The following is a 16398-nucleotide window of genomic DNA, read 5'->3' on the forward strand; positions in this document are numbered from 1 at the left end:
TTATTTTGTTGTTAATTCACTTGCCAGTGCAGCAATTCCTTTCTGAATACTGCCGTACTTTAGGGTGTACTGCTGGACTTTGAGTTTTTCACTTTCCTCAGTTGTGTAAGCGAGATATTCCTCTGAACTGACCTCCGTACGGTAAACTTTACTTAGTTGGCCTCCCAGACTTATAAAAACCTCTTTGTACTTTCTCTTGGGGTCGTTCGCCTTATTGATCGATAAAATTTGGACCTTCTCTTTATCAGTCAGGCCTAAAAGGTTTTGAATGGTATCGAACTTGTTCTGATATTTGGATTGATCAAGTAAGATCTTACAGTCTGAATTGTTAATGATAGTTTCCTTAATTACTTCAGAGCTGATGATGTCCTCGACTTCTTGCGTGACCACCACGGCTTCACCAAAGTGTTTTCTAACCGTTTTGAAAAGATATTTGATGTACTCGGCCATACCTTCTTTGGCTATCGCTTTCCAGGCTTCCTCAATCAAAATCATCTTCCGAATTCCTTTCAGCCTTCTCATTTTACTGATAAAAGTTTCCATGATGATGAGGGTTACAACCGGAAAAAGTATAGGATGATCTTTGATATTGTCGAGCTCGAACACTATGAATCTCTCACTTAGAAGCTCCAAATTTTCCGTCGCATTCAGCAGGTAGCCAAATTCACCGTCTTGATAGAACGGCTTCAAAACATAGAGTAGATTGTCAAGGTCGAAGTGCTTTTCTTTAACGTTATCAGCCTTTAGTTCTAATGTGAACTCAGTTTTCAAGTACTCATAGAAGGTATTAAAGCATGGGAATAGAGAATTATCACTTGCTATTTTGGCATAATACCCTTGAAGAGCATTTGATAAAGCAACATATTCCGGCCTTTCCAGTACCTCATCTTCCTTTTTCCAAAGAGCAAGAATTAAGCTTTTTAGGCTTTCTTTCTTTTCGGTATCTAGCGACGCTCCTTTACTAATGTAGAATGGATTGAATCGAATTGGATTCGCTTCATCGAAGGTGAAATAGTAGCCACCTACCATTTCGCAAAGTCCCTTATAACTATGACCGACATCAACGAGTAAGATATGGGTGCCCTGTTCGTAATAGCTTCTCACCATATGGTTGGTGAAGAATGACTTTCCTGAACCTGTGGGGCCGAGAATAATCTTATTGCGATTTGTGCAGATTCCCAACCTCATTGGTTCATCGGAAATATCTACGTGCAATGGCTTTCCACTTAATCGGTCCCCTAAGCGAACACCAAAGGGACTAAGTGAGCTTTTATAACTTGTTTCGAGGTTTAAAAAGCAGCAAGCTTGTTCGGCAAAAGTGTCGAACGTGTCATTGACCGGGAATTCCGCTTCATTTCCAGGCAATCCTGCCCACCAGATCTGTGGAGCTCCGTCGGTTTCTTGTTTAGGAGTCGCATCTATTTGAGCCATGGCAGCAGACACCAGTGTTTTCAGTTCGTTTTTTTGCTCTGATTTATCAGTCCAGGCAAGAATATTGAAATGGGCTTTAATCGGGAGCCGCTGTTGACTTATCGCTTCGTTTAAAAAATCATGAGTGGCATCACGTCCAATAGCATTTTCTCGGGAATAGGCTGACAGCGATTGCAAACGCAGGCGCTTAGCTTCTAACTGCTTTAAGGTTTGCGTGGCATCGTCAATAAAAATGTATTGATTGAAAATGTGATTGCAGTTAAGCAAGCCACCAAGGGGCGATGCAAAACCAATGCTGCATTTAGTTTTATCCGTACTGTATTTATCGAAATTAATCCGGGAGCCACAAAGAGACGGGAGTGTCTCAACCTCTGAGAGACTGAATAACTGACAAGATTGAGTTCCGATTTTTATCTCATCTTTCAAACTGATGTCTCTAATTGTCGCCTGTTCCGAGTCATTAAGCAGATAGCAGTAACGTTCCAGAATACCTGGCTTGCCAGTAGTACCGGCTAATTCGTCGGCAGCAAGCCTCGTCATTTTTATAAAACCACTATCTATTAGTATTCGCGCGAACTGGTTTGCTTTATCCTTAAAATCGCCTATAAAGCTTTCCTTAAGTATTTGTGGAGGCACGATTGAACGCCTGAACAGATTTGAAAATGCCGAATTCGCTGTTCTTCTGCCTTCCGGTTTTTTTGATAAAAACAGGTAGCAGCGATGTTTTAAGAATGGCCTTTCATTAAAAAATCTTTCGCTTGCACCCGATAAAAACCCGCTCAAGGCATTAGATGATTTGTAGTTGCTTATAAAATCAGCTTTGTATTGATCCTCTAAATACCAATCCTGCTTATGAAAGATGCTATGCTTTGGTAGCACCTTTATAGCCTTTATCCAGGCTTGATGAAAAGATTCATACTCGCTTATGGAGAGCGTAAATATTTCCGGAAGCGTCAACTCATACCCAAAGGTGATATCGCCAAACATAGAAATGATGGAATCACTCTCTACTTTGTACACCGGGAACATCTTTTCTATTTCGATTGAACTAGCCATAAAACCTCCTACTTTTTCTTTGGATCACTTAGATGTATAAAGACCTTTCGGGATTTCGACTTTATAAAAAGAGGGATGTATCTTTTTGCCGCTTTCTTTAAGAGGCCATATTGACCATACTTATGGCTGAGTCGGAACACGGTCATGAATAGAGCTGTGCCGGAAATAGCAATTACAGCTACACAAACAAAGAGATTAACTCCAATAATGTACATAGTAGCGAACAGGACTAACAAAACGACTAGTCCTACAGCCAGATAGCCTATGTACTGAGCCTTCAAACCTTTAAATTCTATTGGTTTATTTATGCCCTTATTGATTTGATATATGCTTCCCATAACCTATATCCCGAAAAATGACTGAAGAACAGTTGCGACAATTACTAAAAAGACGCAGCTTCCGAACCAGGAAGAAGCTACCTTTCCTGTGTCATGGTCTCCGCTATTCCATTTTTGATAAACTTTTATGGCTCCAACTAAGCCAACGACTGCACCAATAGCATACATAAGGTCGGTTCCGGTTTCGAAGTAGCTTTTTACTTTAGTAGTGGCTTCATTAATACCGGCGTTGCCATCTTGGGCAAATGTTTCCTGTATAAGCAAGAGAGTTAGAACGAAACCAATTTGGACTGCTTTTAGAATTTTGCCTATAGCTATAGACATGCTTTTAATTTGCTTTTTCATGGTATTTTATTTTTGAGATGGACGTTTTAATAGATGACTTACTTAGAGCCAGAGACCTTCGATTTCTGCTTGCGTGACTGTAAAACCCAATTCCTCTTCTAGCACGAGCTCTTCTATTAAGGCGTTGAGGGTATGTTGGTCTTTTAATTGTGGGTACTTGGATACTGTGGCCCGGAAAAGAGAGCCAAATTCTTCCTTGTTGCCTTCCGCTTCTTTTAGAATTTTAAGGTTTCCCTTGAGTTCAGTAATGAAATTTTCGACAGCATCCTGATCAGAACTGGTGAAATCTTGCGGCTGGGAAGGTTCCTCTTCCAGATGTATCTGCTCCACAACTTCTTCAGTGGCTCCAGAGTCGTAGAAGTTTAACTCCTCAGAGTTTACAGTAAGCTCGCTTTCTGAAATTTGCGCCTGTCCCAAGATATCGTTCTCTGTTCTCTGAAGTCGTTCAGGATTTAAGCCCGATGGTCTCTTTCTCAAAGGCTGTTTTAAGAATAGAACCAGATTATCACGGTAGTAAAGAAATACAACCGTCGCATAGTAAAGCAGCCCTGTTGCTGCGGTGTAAGCAAAGTATTGCTCCCAGGAGATGTGTGAAAACATAATTTATTGTTTTGATTGGCTCAAAGGTGGGAATGGTCATGATGGCGTAATGGGGATTTTTGGAAATCCCCATCGAAAATGTCGGAAGTTGGTGGAAATGGCGGAAGTAAGTCGATAGCTTAGTAGCTACTTTTTCATGTTTAATGTTGCCTTCCCTTTTTTCAAGACACTGATCATATCTTCTTTTATATATTTGAGAAAATGATAAGTACATAAGCCGATGAATAAGAATATACAACCACCCATAAATGGTAGTGTACTTGAGGGAATAAGTAAAGTGCTTGGAGATACTTCAAATGGACTAACAGGAACAGAAATTGGTAAGTTCCTTCAGGAGGTTTATATTCCAGATGTGGACCCTACAAATACAAAATGGAAGAGGCTATTCAATGCTTTTGTTTCGTTCCAGAATCACAAGCAACTATCAAATAACATACTGACTTTTATAAACAAATCGATGAATCCGGCGAGATTCATTGGAAGAAGAGCTCAATTTGAAGACTCTATATACGAGCTAAACAAAAGACTCTGTTTCATCGGTTTGGAGCTTACAGAAAACGGGACTTTTAAAAGAGTGACGGAAGTCAGATCTATCTCAGAAGCCGAACAGAAGGCAAATAGATTAAAAAGCAAGCTTCAACAACGGAATGCCCACTCTACAATTTTCACTTACTGCGACGCAGAATTATTAGCAGACAATTATTTTCATGCGGTTTTTGAGGCGACAAAAAGCATTGCTGAGGCAATAAGACTAAGAACCGGCTTAACTGAAGATGGCAGTGAGCTGATAGATAAAGCATTTTCGATTAAAAACCCAATGATAAAAATTAATGATTTATCATCAGAAACCAAGGAAAGTGAGCATAAAGGATTTGCAAATTTAATTAAAGGAGTGTTTGGCATGTTTAGAAATACAACTGCACATTCTCCTAAGGTCATTTGGGAAATAACCGAAGAGGATGCTCTGGATATTCTGTCAACGATATCTTTAATACATCGTCGATTGGGGCTAAATACTTAATGTCAATGTCTAACAGAATAACACAACAAACTAGACGGAATATTTTTGATTTCATTCAAGTTGAAGACATTTGGTGGTCCGGAAGATTGGAAGAGACAGATTTTCTATCGAGGGTCTTCGACTTAGAAAATATGGAGTCTTTTGATAGTAGGTTTTCTAATGCTGCTGGGGATATCTGGCAGCATAGAGTTAATAACCCGAACGATTGGGATGACAACTGGATATTTACTGATGCTAGATTTAAATTATTGGATTGTGATGATTCTGTTTTTCTGAATTTTCTATGTGAGATGGTTCACCCCTTAGTTAGATCCGATTCGTCAGAGGTGAGCAAACTCGTTCAATTGTTCAATGAAAATTTAACTGAGGATAATTTTGAAATAGTCGAAAAAACTAGGATTTCAGGGAAGCCGATATTTGTAGGAAGAATAAAAATCGCTGGTAGAGAATCCTTACAAAAGAAGGGGGCCGATATTAAAGAGATATTAAATGCTGACTATGTGTCTCAGCAAATAAATTTAATGGAGTCCTCCATTGAGAATGCACCTCACGTGTCAATTGGCCTTGCTAAGGAACTAATTGAGACTTGCTGCAAATCTATCTTGAATGAGCTTAAGGAAACATATGATAAAAACTGGGACCTGCCTAAGCTTATGAAAGAAACAACGAAGCTTCTAAAGTTAACTCCCGACGATATCCCCAATGAAGCTAGGGCTGCGAGCTCCATTAAGCAGATTCTCGGTAGCCTTTCATCCGTGGTACAAGGTATTGGCGAAGTAAGGAATGAGTATGGGAGTGGCCATGGAAAGGATGGGAAGTTTAGAGGCTTACAGCCTAGGCACGCGAAGTTAGCAGTTGGTGCAGCTTCGACCCTCGCAGTTTACCTACTAGAAACTCACAAAATGAAATAGTGAAATGGCAAGAGACCGCGTCTCTGGTTACCATGTCATTGTTCAAAGAAATCTCTAAACTCCGCTATTTGAAGCTCCTACTTGACAGTTAACGGCAAATAGAAAACCATTGCCCACTTGTGAAAGTCGTGCTGAAATGACTACTAATCAATCCTTAGTTGGATAAGCCTATCCGTACAACCTATTAACTTGCTCTTATCTCCCTGTAAGGCGATAGTCGCCATAAGGGTTCTCGTGTCCGTCTTCCTCAGCAAAAACTTGGGTGAAAATTTCGAGCTTAGTTTCTGTGTCAAAAGTTGTGTTGTTCTCTCGCTCTACACCCAAAATGTAAAATTCCCAATCTTCAGCACTAATCTTATGCATATTATCATATAGAAGTTTCGCAAGTTCTAACTCCTCATTTGAGGCCTTGGATAGGTCTGTCCATTTATAAAATCCAGCGAGTTTGGCGATGATATGCTGTGCCTTCATTAGGCTAAAATTGTCTTCATCAATGTCGAAATCTAAGAAAAGACCATCAATATCAAAATACTTTGGATTGTACTTGTAACGATAGCCGTTCACTTCAGCATCAAAATAAGAGGTTTGAGTTTTGTAATCTTTGTGGAGATTTTTAGCTTGTAGCTTAAAGAAGTCGATTTGGGTCATAATACATACCTTATGTTACCAAATTTATTATCTATGAATTTAACGTTCGTAATCTTAGTTAGATAATAAGCTTGGTAGGGTTTGCATTATTAATCTATTGGCTGATGAAATCTTTGCACGAACGAGCAGGCTTGCCACAAGCACATGGCAATGATAGGTATATTTTTTCAAAGTCAAATGAAAACACTTTTCTCGTCCTCATATCCTGAGATCAGAATATTAAAGGAAGGTACCAGGTTCAAAAAGTCATAACTTCTGGACACTTTTATTATTCTGCAGCCGTAACTATACAAGTAGCCAAAACTAAGGTTCAAAAAGCAGGTCCCCGATGGAAGCCTATTTCTATTATGACGCTATCATTGAATCTCATCAATATTTAGTTGACTCGATACTCATTAAACTTGTCTGTATAATCTATCAGCTTAACCTTAACGGTATCCAGAAACGTTGTCGGACCTGTCTCCCGCATTCGGATTTTCTCAAAGGTTTTATAGATGTTTCCCAGTGAGGTATTAAACAATCTTTCAAAGGAGTGAGCTATCTCCTTGTAATCACTTTTTCCGTGATTGATAACTCCAGCCTGCGCAAGTCCATAAATCAACTCTACTAAACTGGTCTTTGAACCTGTCCATTCAAGTGAGTGGGCACTATCATGATGCTTATGTACGGAAGCATGTCCTTTCAACTTGTAAATCTCCCTGTTCAAGTAAGTAACTAGCATATCTTGCGCAAGAATACGGGCTACCTTGCAATCATAGCCAGTGGAAAGATTTGGATCAGAGTCAAATCCGTGTGCTTCGCAATCATTGAAGCAGGATTGGTGAGTTCTCAGGAAGTAGTGTTCATCGTTGGTAGTTTGACCTGTTCTGAAATAGAGATAAAATTCTGTATAACTTTCGTAGCTGTGCTCCAAGTGTAGTATTTCGTTTTCGAGATACTTTCGAACTAGCTTGTCTCTTCCCAATGGCCTTCTCAATTCCAGATTGTACAACTTTTCATGATATATTAGTTTGCTCAGCAACTGCGGTTTCGCCTCTTTGAAAAACCATATTTCTTCCTCCTTATCCTTAAACTCTGCGATGAGTAGATGTGTCCGAAGGTCGGCCAACGCTTTGCGAGTTATGGTGAGAACTCGTTCACAGATTCTTACAATATGTTCTTCACTAGCCTGAATTTTCTGAAGCTCGAAATCCCATACAGCATTCAGCTGGGTCATAAATTCTTTCATAGAAATAGTATTAGATGTAATACAAATTTCTATGATTTTGCAGGTAAAAAGAATACGTCTTTTGTAGTAGATCGCATACGTAAAAAAGCGTATTTTTTGGTAGAAGTGTCTTTTTAGGCGGATATTGCGGAGAAATCGCTGCTTTGATCTAGTTTATTAAGAAGTTCTACTTTGTTTTTAACACCGACCTTTTCGAACACATTTTGCACGTGCTTACTGACGGTTCTTTCTGAAATAAATAGAGCTTGAGCTATCGCTTTATACTTGTGGCCTTCACGGATTAAATGTACAATCTCAATCTCTCTGCATGTAAGTTGATATAGCTTACAGTTCATCACGAAAGCAGGACTTTTCTGAGTTTGAGTGTCCAGCTCTACCAATCGCTGGTATTCCAATCGGGCATTTTTGATGGATCTAGAAATGAATAAACCCGTAACAACGATGAAGCCCCCGTTTGTAACTATCACTTCAATTAGCTGACTGGCATGAAAATACGATAGCAGTGTCATGGATGCCCAAGGGATCACGGCACAATAGACCGCTATAATTTCTACAATTTTGTCATTGGATGTGTCTTCCTTGTACTTGATGACCACAGCCTTCGTTATGGCCCACAGCAGCACTATCGAGTAGAAGAACGGGATGATAACCCCATTTTTAATAGCAAATTCCAAATTACCGTTAAAGGAATAGGCAATTACAAAGAACACCAGGTAGGGTAGAATCAAAAAAAGTGGAACGCCGTATAGTGCGTGGAATCTCAACGTTTTCAAGTCAAACCCCTTATAAAAATAATAGGGGAAATAGGAGGCCATAAAGAATCCGCTACCGTAAGCTATAATGTTCTGCGTAATTATAGGAATGTTGATATTCGGATCAGGAAATAATCCGCCTGTGATGTTATAAACGATAAGCAAAGACAACAGAACGAGATACCACATTCTGTTTTTATCTTCAGGACGAGATAGGTAGTGGAATAGCTGGTAGAAAAACATTACGACTTCGAAGAAGACGAACGCTAAAGTGACGACGTGCATCTCTGTTCCAAAGGCTTTCATAGGCTCTGGTGTTTTTATGCAACATCCTTCTTGAGGAAGAATAACTTATAGCTAAGGTCAAGTTCGTTGTAGACATCAAACCCGAATTTCTTATACCAGGGTATATTCTTCAAGGTTGAGGTTTCAAGATAAATGGGCCTTTTTTTACTGGCGCTATCCTGAATAACCTCATTAAGCAATTCTGTCCCGATGCCTGAATTTTGATGAGCAGGATCGACTCCAATAAACCAGATATAATACATCGGTTCGTTTGGCTGAAGCTTCTTGATTTTAGATTCCCTTGTGAGGGCTTTTTTTATGTTGCTCAATCCAACACACGATAGAATCAACTTGACGTCCAGCAGTATAGACTTCATGGTCGTCTTCTTTTTATCCGGATACAGAATCAAAGCGCATGCCTTTCTATCATTTGATAAATAAACATCCCCAAACAGGTAACAAACTTCAAAGGAGTAATCCATTAGAGCACGCACTCTTTGAGCTCTGTGTTTGTCTTGTTTCACGATGTAGTTTACGCTTTGATTGGTGTCGAACGACTTGGTTAGGATATCAAGCACCAGGCTTTTATCATCATAAGTAGCCTTAATCATAGGTTTAATATTTAAGTTAATATTAATTGAGACGTAAATTCGTCGCCGCAAAAATTATACCAACGAACTGCAAGTCTCAGATTGTTAGTCTTCTAACAAAGAAAGGCGAATGATACTTAAAGTTAAATAGGCTACAGCCTCATTCCCTTGAAAAAGGCAGTACTACTTCCTTGTTGGGACCTGCAATTCGAAGGATTCTTATCAGAGTCCAATTCATCCCATAGAATGTCTTGGATGTCTTGTTTGATTTGCAGATAGTTAGCTTGAATGCTTTCTGCATCTATCGTTCGGATTTTAGGGATTTCTTTGTAATCATGCTCTTCTTTGGCAATAGATTCATGATCGTTAATTATTTCATTGTGAAATATTTTTAAATCAATTTTTGTATGTGGATCATCAGCTACCATGCCCACAAACTCGCCAGATGAAAGCGTAGAGATCTTGGAGGATGGAATTGCGTAGTCTAGTTGAGTGGACCTGCTAAGCGAAGTATCAGAACTGTTTATGGAGATGCTTTGCCGCTGCTGCAAGATCTTACCAAACCTTTCGGCCAGCTGCTTAGCGGTATCTCCTGTGACCTGACCACAGATGATGTTCCCTATGATGTTCAGAATGACCTCGGCTTGTTCTCTTCCGTAATCTTTCTTTAACTGACTGTAGTCTTGGACAGCCAAAGTTGTCGCAACCTTATTGGACCTGGCTGTTGCAATCAGGCTGTCGATGTTATTAAAGTAGATAGTTGGAAATTCGTCAAAGATCAAGCTGCATTTCAGCTTATTTTTTTGATTCACCAGTTTAATCATTCGGGAGGTGTATAAACTGAGGACTGCGCCATAAACTTGCTGTTTTAGCGGATTGTTCCCCACGCATATGATCTTTGGTTCAGAGGGATTATTTAAATCCAGTGTGAAGTCATTGCCAGATAGCACATAATAGAGAGAAGGCGAAGATAACCTCGCCATGCTGATTTTGGCACTAGCCACCTGTCCCTCCAGTTGATCATAGGCTTCATTCTTCCAGGCAGAAATAAAAGGGTTTATCAATACCTCAATTTCAGGCTCTTGGTTTAGTAAGGCAAAAAGATACTTGTACTCAACCTGCATCAACTCTATCACATGGGGCAGGGTGCAATACTTACCGTCCTGATATTTTCTCAGAAACCATATCACCGCTGTTAGAAAATTGATGGGAGACTCGACAAAGAAGTCACCCTGCTTTCTAATCCACTCTCGGTTGAGCCCCAACATAATGGTTCTGGATGCTTCTGTAGCATCTGCAATGTCTCTCATATTAGCGGGGTCTAATGGATTACAGCGGTGGGTGTGAGATAAGTCTTCGAAGTTAATAACATAGAATTTTGGGCACATTGTGCCAGCATTATTCAAAAGAGTATTGTAGGCAATTTTAGTTAGGTCATCATACTTGAAATCATAGATGAACATGCTGAATCCTTTTCTGATATGTTGTGTAATGATATGCCTTATTGCAAAGTACGACTTACCAGAGCCGGGAGTACCCATCACTAAATTCCCCCTGAAGGGATTAATAATGTTTATCCAGCTTTTTCTGGTCCTTCCTTTAAACCGGTATTGTGCGGGCAGATTAATTGAAAACTCGTTTTCTAACAGCCTTTCTTCCTGGGGAAACGTCTCGTTCTCTCTATTAAAAACATCTTGGGTAAGGTTGAACTTGATAATACGTGAAAGTAAAGTGCCACCTGTAAGTATTAACAAGTATCCTGTGGTTGTCAGGCAGATATATAACTCAGGCCTGTAGGAACCCGGAACAGGTAGATAGAAAGCTAATTGACTAAAGAAGTAAAGTATCAATCCAGCGGTTAAATAAATTGCTATGGTTCGATTCGCAATCCTTTCATTCTTCTTCCCCTTAGCACCAAATAGCGAAATGACTAGTAAAAGTAATGCGGCAGCTTTAGAGCTTAAAACAGTATTGAAAATAGCCATTCCTGAAAAGGTAGATAATATCTTTTCTACAATGGTAGCAGTTAAGCCTAATTCCTTGAATGTTGAGTAGCAAAACAGGTAAAAATGAATTACAAGAATGGCAATGCTTAGTAGTCTTGTAAAATCCATGATCTTACGAAGACCTTGTTCGTTTTCCCCAGTGTTCATGTTCGTTCATTTATAGATGAATTCTTCGTTTCTTTTTTCTTCGTTTTTCTTCTAAGTGGTTGTTAGTTGGCTCTTCATATTCAGTCCTGAACAGAGCACTAATGAATTGATTTTCCGATGGCTGTCCCTTGAACGAGTCGGTGGATGCTGACTTGAACGCTTCATCAATCTTCGTCTCGAATTTGCCCCGACTCTTTGTAATGCCGTTTGGAACGTTTGAGAATGTCTCAGTAATAGCTTTAGCACTATACGATTTACCCAAAGCACTTCCATTAAAAACACATTTTGAATTGTGGTCAGTGAAGGTTATACCGTATATCAAACCCTCGCTGTTTGCTCTGAACACCACCTGGACGGCCTTTCTCGATAGCGCCCTGCTAAAGTCGTCTTTCGTTAGACCTTGCTGAAGTGCCATATCAATCGTCTGCTTTAACTGCAGTTTATAGGGTTTTCTTAATTCTTCATCCAAGACGTAGCGCTTCTCAAGGAACTTAAGGGTTGGTTTGCCATAAATGCTGCTTGCTTTGATTGGGGCGCCTATTTTGTTTCCCTTAGAGTCCAGTAAGCGATAAATCAACCCCTTTTTTTGATGTAAGGTAGAATTTTCCTTTCCGGGATCGGCTGTAACGTTATACTGGTTAAGAATGGCATTGAGTTCGGCGAGAGAAGTGAACTTCCAATTGCGAGTTATTGAACGGACTGTATTTGAAATAGCTTGCTTGGTTTCATCCCTGCCGTATAAGGCTCTACTTAAATCGATCTTGCTGATGTCGGGAATTTCTGATTTGCTTTTACTCTCCGCTGCTATAAGGCCATACTCTCTTTCAAGTTGCTTCCTTGCAGGTTCTGATTTGTTTCTCCCAATGTTGTGGAGGTCTATTCGCTCGCCATTGCTTTGGATATTGGTAGTTACAATATGAACATGTGGGTGAGCTGCATCATAGTGACGATATAATAGGTAAGGTTGATCATCAAAGCCGATTGCTGCCATATACTTTTGTGAAAGCTCTTTCAGTGATTCATTGTCAAGGTTATCGTTACGGTCGAAGTTGAGCGAAATGTGGACAGCGTTTGTTTTTGCTCGCCTGTTCCTTTGACAGAATGCCTCAAAGTGCCTCAGCTTATTCTTGAGAGACAAGTGAGAAGAATCCGCTGTGAAGTTTACTGCTGTAAGCAACTCAGCTTTTCCTTTATTCACTTTGCGCTCGTTGTAGGCCAGGATACCTCCGATATGTTTGCCTATAATTATTTTTGCAACCATTTCTTTCCAAGCTCCTCTATTAGGTGTAGTAGCTCCGCCACTTTTGACCCAGTATTTTCGTAAAGACTCGCCACCCTGGTAGCATAGAAGAGCTTCTTAGTTTCTTCAGGGGATTGGTGGAAGTAACGGGTAATTTGATTGATGTTGTTGCCAATAGCATTCAGTTCTTTACGAACCTTCACAAGTTCCGGCATGTATTCAGCTAAAGTTTTGTCTACGGTTTGAACCTTTATTTCGCGCTTGTAAAGAATGTCTCTTAGTAGATCGCTAGTACTTCCATTAGTGGCTTTTTTAGCTAGCTCAGATAACTGATTGAATTTGGCTCTAGTAACCCTTGTTTGAATCTTGTGCTCTAACCTTTGATTTTCTTCAACTTTTTTCCTCGGCATTGTCTTGTCCTCCTTCATGTTTCAACCAGACATCAAGTTCCGCAGATGACTGGATTTTTAGCCTCCCGTCTGACTTCGGAAGTTAGGGCAAGATTGTTTTTGGATACAAAAATACATCTTGCTTTTCACGCCTTCGGCCGTGAAATAATGAAAATAATACTGTTTAAAATGGTTGCAAAACGAGGATGGCGGGGATGGAAGATATTGGCGAAATTGGCGGAGATAGCATAAAATCAAAATGGGCAAGATAGACGGTATGGATTAAATATATTTCCTAAAAATCATTAATATTACAAATAAATCTATGATCAAAGTAAATGGATAAAGGGGCTCATTTCCACAAATGCGATTTTCAGGTACACTCGCCAAGAGATATAAATTGGACAGGCAGCAGATTTGGAGTAAATCCAGATCAGGTAGAAGATTTAACAGAGGATCAAAGGGATGATATTGCAAACCGGCGAGCTATATTTTCAAAAGAATATCTACAGAAGGCTCGTGAGAAAGGGCTAAACGCAATTGCAATAACCGATCATCATGATATTGCCTTTGTGAAAATCATCAGGGCTGCTTCTAAAAGTGAAAATCTTGAGTTCATCGCCAATGGAGAGCCGGAAAAATGTATAACTGTGTTCCCTGGAATTGAACTTACCTTAAATAATCCCATCTGTCAATGTCTGCTTATATTTGACTCTGATATACCAGACCAACATCTAGACACGGCTCTTGCTATGTTTGGGATCGTCCCTTCCCATGAGTTTGCACGAGAGACTGCTCCTACGGTAAGAATATCAACGGAACAAATTTCAGATTTAAACCATCTCCACAAAAAGTTGGACGACCTACCACTGCTGAAAGGTAGATACTTTTTGTTGCCTAATTTAGGTAACGGAGGATCATCTACGTTATTAAGAGCCGGAGCCCAAGAACATTACAAAAAGATGCCTTGTGTAGGGGGATACGTTGATAAATCCATCCCAACTAACGATTCCGGGTGGACTAACAAGCTAGATGGAGGAGATATCAACTATGGAAATAAGTCTGTAGGCATATTAAGCACTTCAGACAATAGATTTGAGGACGGAAGGGAATTTGGAAAATATTTCACCTATTTGAAATGGGCTGAACCAACTGCTGAAGCTCTTCGGCAGGCTTGCCTTGCTAAACAATCGAGAATTAGTCAAGTAGAGCCTCAGCTTCCGCAAATATATATTACTAAGTTGAATGTAACCAACTCGAAATTTCTTGGTTCTTTTTCCATTGAATTTAATCGCCAATATAATGCTTTAATAGGCGGAAGAGGGACTGGAAAGTCAACAGTTCTAGAATACTTGCGATGGGGGTTATGCGATCAAGTTGTATCAACCACAGATCCAGAGGACTTAAACGATTTAGAAAGACGACGAAAAAAGTTGATTGACAAAACGCTCTCGGATTTTGAAGGCGAGGTAAGAATAACCTTTAATCTTAACGGCGTAAATCACATAATCAAGCGAAATTCGAAATCAAAAGAAACGTCCCTCAAAATTGATGGTGGTGACTTTCAAAAAGTTACTGAGGAGGAAGTTCGAAAAATTTTGCCAATCCAAGCTTATAGTCAAAAACAACTCAGCGGTGTAGGTATTTCGACAGACGAATTAAAAAGGTTTATTGAGACGCCGATTAGCACGGAACTTTCCGCTTTCGATTTTCGTTTAGCCGAAATTAATAAGATAAGCCGGAGTGAGTATCTAAATTTAAATAGAAAAAAGGAGCTTGAAAAAGAAAGGGAGCATCTCAATTTAGAAATCAATTCACTGAATACTCAAGCCCAAAATCTTCGTCAGTCATTATCTGGAATATCTGACGCAGATCAGCAGGTGATTTCTAAAAAGGAGATTTATGATTTAGAAGGTAACATAGTAACGAGCATTCGAACTGAGTTAAATACGATCAATCAAAAGATTCAAACCCTTAGCGATGAATTAAAGGTTTATCCTCAGGAAATTACCTTGACAACTAATACCGAGAACCGAGAGTTAATAACTGAGCTTGATAATGCGCGAAGGACGAAAATCGGTGAAATAAAGGAACTGTTGACGCAAGTAAAAAATGCCCTCTCACACGACCAAATTTTGGAAATCAGGGACGTAATCACTCGTTGGCAGGATATAAAAACAAACTTCGACAGTCAATATGAAATTTCAAAAACAAATACGACATCGAATCAACAACAATTAAATGAAATTCAAAGGATTGAAACTCGGCTTAACCAGCTAAGGGAAAGTGTTAATGAAAGAAATACGAAAATAGTATCACTTTCTAATCCTGAGATCTTGTTTGAAGAGCAACGAATAGCTTATTGGGAACTTCACAACGACAAACTAAGGTTATTAAATCAAGAGGCTAAAAAATTCACTGAACTCTCTAAAGGATTAATTAAAGTAGAGGTTGAGAAATGCTTGGACCAAAACTTAATAAAGTCAGAACTTTTGAAAACCTTTCAAGGCACGCGAATTAGCCAAGAGAAGATACAGAGTATAACTGATAGCATAATCTCTGCTTCAGAGCCTCTTATTCAATGGAAGGCAATTTTAGACGAGTTGAAGCAATTAGCTGAATTAAATGCTACCGAAATTACAACCCTTGACCATTTGCCTCCTGTACCGAAACTTATAGAAGCTGGACTTAATGAAACTAACCTTACAAGAATTGTAGAGATTTTAAATAAAGAAACTTGGCTAAATCTCGCAACAATTAGAATCGAATTTGCTCCGGAATTTAAATATACCACTAATAGCGAGTGGGAAGATGTGATCCCCTTTTCAGAAGCCTCCGCAGGTCAGCAGGCTACCGCTTTGTTAACAGTTCTTTTAAATCAACCTGGGGCTCCTTTATTAATCGACCAACCAGAAGACGATATTGATAATCGAGCCATTGACGATATAATTAAAAACATCTGGAATGCGAAGAAGCATCGTCAAATCATCTTCACAAGCCATAACGCAAATCTTGTTGTGAATGGAGACGCAGAATTAGTTGCCTGTTTTGATTATAAAGATACCGGTAGTCAAACCAGGGGATTAATCAAAGCTGAAGGTGCGATTGACTCAAGAGTTGTGAAAGACGAAATTACCTCCGTGATGGAAGGAGGTGAGAAGGCGTTCAGGCTAAGAAAAGATAAGTATGGATATTAATGATAAGTCCGTTTCCATGAAAGCAACGAGGCAGGATTATACTAAATTGATATTTCAAAAGCTGATAATCAGCTGCCACAAAATTAACCAGCGTAGAAAAACCGGTAAAGAGCTTTTGCGGCATAAAGTGAAGTAGTCACGACTTAATCTGACAGTTACAATAAAATTAGTAACTTAAAATCAGATTAAGCAATGACAACACAAGAGAAAATCA

At 39.4% G+C, this 16398-nt stretch carries 14 protein-coding genes; 3 read left to right on the top strand and 11 right to left on the bottom strand.

Annotated features, from left to right (window positions below; all coding sequences use genetic code 11):
* From J3P43_RS19420 to J3P43_RS19435, 4 genes are read right to left on the bottom strand one after another with little or no spacing between them, the layout of a single operon-like run.
* Nucleotides 1-2487: a TraG family conjugative transposon ATPase gene (locus J3P43_RS19420; protein ID WP_255905598.1), complete on the bottom strand. Its 2487-nt coding sequence runs from the start codon at nucleotides 2485-2487 to the stop codon at nucleotides 1-3.
* A gap of 8 nt (nucleotides 2488-2495) precedes the next feature.
* Entirely contained in the window at nucleotides 2496-2825 is a 330-nt protein-coding gene (locus J3P43_RS19425) for a DUF4133 domain-containing protein (RefSeq protein ID WP_255905599.1), read from the bottom strand.
* 3 nt (nucleotides 2826-2828) lie between these two features.
* Nucleotides 2829-3170: a DUF4134 domain-containing protein gene (locus tag J3P43_RS19430; protein ID WP_255905600.1), complete on the bottom strand. Its 342-nt coding sequence runs from the start codon at nucleotides 3168-3170 to the stop codon at nucleotides 2829-2831.
* A 42-nt stretch (nucleotides 3171-3212) separates the two neighbouring features.
* Nucleotides 3213-3770, bottom strand: a complete 558-nt coding sequence (locus tag J3P43_RS19435) for a hypothetical protein (RefSeq protein ID WP_255905601.1) — start codon at nucleotides 3768-3770, stop codon at nucleotides 3213-3215.
* Nucleotides 3771-3990: 220 nt separating this feature from the next.
* Here J3P43_RS19435 and J3P43_RS19440 point away from each other — a divergent pair, with 220 nt between their 5' ends.
* Both J3P43_RS19440 and J3P43_RS19445 read left to right on the top strand, forming a co-directional pair.
* Nucleotides 3991-4791: a TIGR02391 family protein gene (locus J3P43_RS19440; protein ID WP_255905602.1), complete on the top strand. Its 801-nt coding sequence runs from the start codon at nucleotides 3991-3993 to the stop codon at nucleotides 4789-4791.
* 5 nt (nucleotides 4792-4796) lie between these two features.
* Complete coding sequence (locus tag J3P43_RS19445; protein ID WP_255905603.1) at nucleotides 4797-5702, top strand: abortive infection family protein; 906 nt, start codon at nucleotides 4797-4799, stop codon at nucleotides 5700-5702.
* Nucleotides 5703-5897: 195 nt separating this feature from the next.
* Here the strand turns inward: J3P43_RS19445 and J3P43_RS19450 are convergent, their stop codons facing one another.
* The 7 genes from J3P43_RS19450 to J3P43_RS19480 form a co-directional block, all read right to left on the bottom strand.
* A complete protein-coding gene (locus J3P43_RS19450) occupies nucleotides 5898-6350 on the bottom strand; it encodes a hypothetical protein (protein WP_255905604.1) in 453 nt (150 codons plus the stop codon).
* Nucleotides 6351-6726: 376 nt separating this feature from the next.
* Nucleotides 6727-7578, bottom strand: a complete 852-nt coding sequence (locus tag J3P43_RS19455; protein WP_255905605.1) for an RteC domain-containing protein — start codon at nucleotides 7576-7578, stop codon at nucleotides 6727-6729.
* Between the two features lie 113 nt (nucleotides 7579-7691).
* Nucleotides 7692-8636, bottom strand: coding sequence for a response regulator transcription factor (locus J3P43_RS19460; RefSeq protein ID WP_255905606.1), 945 nt, complete (start codon nucleotides 8634-8636; stop codon nucleotides 7692-7694).
* A gap of 14 nt (nucleotides 8637-8650) precedes the next feature.
* Nucleotides 8651-9226, bottom strand: a complete 576-nt coding sequence (locus J3P43_RS19465; protein ID WP_255905607.1) for a GNAT family N-acetyltransferase — start codon at nucleotides 9224-9226, stop codon at nucleotides 8651-8653.
* Between the two features lie 131 nt (nucleotides 9227-9357).
* Nucleotides 9358-11358, bottom strand: coding sequence for a conjugal transfer protein MobC (mobC, locus tag J3P43_RS19470; RefSeq protein WP_255905608.1), 2001 nt, complete (start codon nucleotides 11356-11358; stop codon nucleotides 9358-9360).
* A gap of 10 nt (nucleotides 11359-11368) precedes the next feature.
* A complete protein-coding gene (locus tag J3P43_RS19475) occupies nucleotides 11369-12619 on the bottom strand; it encodes a relaxase/mobilization nuclease domain-containing protein (protein ID WP_255905609.1) in 1251 nt (416 codons plus the stop codon).
* A complete protein-coding gene (locus J3P43_RS19480; RefSeq protein ID WP_255905610.1) occupies nucleotides 12604-13026 on the bottom strand; it encodes a plasmid mobilization protein in 423 nt (140 codons plus the stop codon). Before J3P43_RS19480 ends, J3P43_RS19475 begins: the two co-directional genes overlap by 16 nt.
* A gap of 299 nt (nucleotides 13027-13325) precedes the next feature.
* Here J3P43_RS19480 and J3P43_RS19485 point away from each other — a divergent pair, with 299 nt between their 5' ends.
* Nucleotides 13326-16184, top strand: a complete 2859-nt coding sequence (locus J3P43_RS19485) for a TrlF family AAA-like ATPase (protein WP_255905611.1) — start codon at nucleotides 13326-13328, stop codon at nucleotides 16182-16184.
* Nucleotides 16185-16398: the final 214 nt, after the last annotated feature.

Origin of the sequence: Paradesertivirga mongoliensis, assembly GCF_024436395.1 — a bacterium.
In the GTDB taxonomy this organism is placed as follows: Bacteria; Bacteroidota; Bacteroidia; order Sphingobacteriales; family Sphingobacteriaceae; genus Paradesertivirga; species Paradesertivirga mongoliensis.